Consider the following 1906-nt stretch of genomic DNA (forward strand, 5'->3'; position numbering starts at 1 on the left):
CGACCATGCTGTCCTGCAACAGCAAATGGCGGTTCCTGTCTGGGGAACAGCCGATCCGGGCGAAGAGGTGACGGTTACTCTGGGCGATCAAAAGGTTTCCACCAAAGCAGACGAACACGGGCGGTGGAAGGTCAAACTTCAGCCGATGTCCGCCGGGGGACCGTACGAACTGAAAATTCAGGGCAAGAATGAAATCGTCCTCAAAGATGTCATGATCGGAGAGGTGTGGATTTGCAGCGGACAGTCCAACATGCAGTGGCCGGTGCGAGCCTCTGCCAACTCCGAGGAAGAAATCGCGAACTCGGCCAATCCCATGATTCGCCTGTTCACCGTGCCGCGCCAGGCCAAGCCGGAACCGCAGACCGATGTGAACGGAGCCTGGGCAGTCTGTGGTCCGGACACCGTGGCGGACTTCTCCGCTGTGGGTTACTTTTTCGGGCGCAGCCTGCAAAAGAAGCTCGGGGTGGCTGTGGGGTTGATCAACACCTCATACGGCGGGACGCCGGCCGAGGCCTGGACGAACTGGCACAAACTTATCAATATGCCGGAGCTTTCCCCCATCGTGGACCGATTCCGCGACGCCCTGGCCAAGTATCCCGAGAATATGAAGAAATACGAGCAGGCCCTGGCCGAATATCGCGAACGCGCGCGCCAGGCCAGGCAAAAGGGCGAGCAGTTCAATCGGCGCCCTCCCAGTCCACCCATGGGACCGGAACATCCGCACAGCCCTGGTGGACTGTACAACGCCATGGTCGCGCCACTCATCCCCTATGCTATCCGGGGGGCGATCTGGTATCAGGGCGAATCCAACGCAGGTCGGGCGTACCAGTACCGCACCCTCTTCCCGGCGATGATTGCCTCCTGGCGGGAGGCGTGGAATCAGGGAGACTTCCCTTTCCTCTTCGTGCAACTGGCCCCCTTCATGAAAATTGAAACCGAGCCCACGGAAAGCGCCTGGGCGGAACTCCGTGAAGCACAGCTTTTGACCATGCTCAACACCCGCAATACGGCGATGGCCGTCATCACCGACGTCGGTGAGGAAGACGATATTCACCCCAAAAAGAAGCAACCGGTCGGTGAACGCCTCGCCATTGCCGCGAGGGCCCTGGCCTACGGGGAAGACATCGAGTACTCGGGCCCCATCTACGACCACATGGAAATCCAGGGCAATAAGGTGATCCTCCATTTCACCCATGTGGATGGCGGCTTGGTGTGCAAGGGTGACAAGTTGACGGGCTTCACGATCTGCGGTGAAGACCGAAAATTCGTCAACGCAGAAGCAGAGATTCAGGGCGATACCGTCGTGGTATGGAGCCCGCAGGTGGAAAAGCCGGTCGCCGTGCGGTTTGGCTGGGCCAACTATCCTGTGGTGAATCTCTGGAATAAAGCGGGATTGCCAGCCAGCCCATTCCGCACCGACGACTTCCCGGGCGTGACGAAAGATGCCCAATGAGGGAACAGCTCGCCATGCGTGGCGTTTGAGCTAAAACGGCACGCTCAAAGCGCGGGGACGGCCCCTGTGCCGTCCCCGTTCTATTAGGCGCGAACGGTCTGAAAAAATCGGCACTCTGGTGCTTGACTCTCGCCCATTTGACTGACCCCCGTTCGTGAGCTAATCGTTCAATAGGGAGTGCTGGCGTTGCCGTCGATACAGATTTTACAGGGAAAATTCCCCACGGCTTAACTGGTGGAAGTCTTGTCTAACGCGAAATCGTGCAGGAAAGTGCCGTTCCATGGTGGCGAGTGAAGGACTTGCGGCGGTCAACCCGGCGGAAGCGCTCCTCAAACGCCTTCAGCATCATCAGAGCCGATGCCGCGAGATTTTTGCGCGTCAGGAAGAACGGCTTCGCCTTGCCGGGGAAGGGCTGAAAACCGCTCTCGATCAGGCCCTCCGCAACGTCGAGAC

1 protein-coding gene is annotated in these 1906 nt (G+C 59.0%); it reads left to right on the forward strand.

Translation table 11 applies throughout. The features are described 5' to 3' along the window. On the forward strand, window positions 1–1453 hold a 1453-nt coding region (locus H5U08_RS17310), incomplete at its 5' end, for a sialate O-acetylesterase (protein ID WP_297035955.1). Between the last annotated feature and the right edge of the window lie 453 nt (window positions 1454–1906).

The organism is Thermogutta sp., assembly GCF_014359955.1.
Taxonomy (GTDB): domain Bacteria; phylum Planctomycetota; class Planctomycetia; order Pirellulales; family Thermoguttaceae; genus Thermogutta.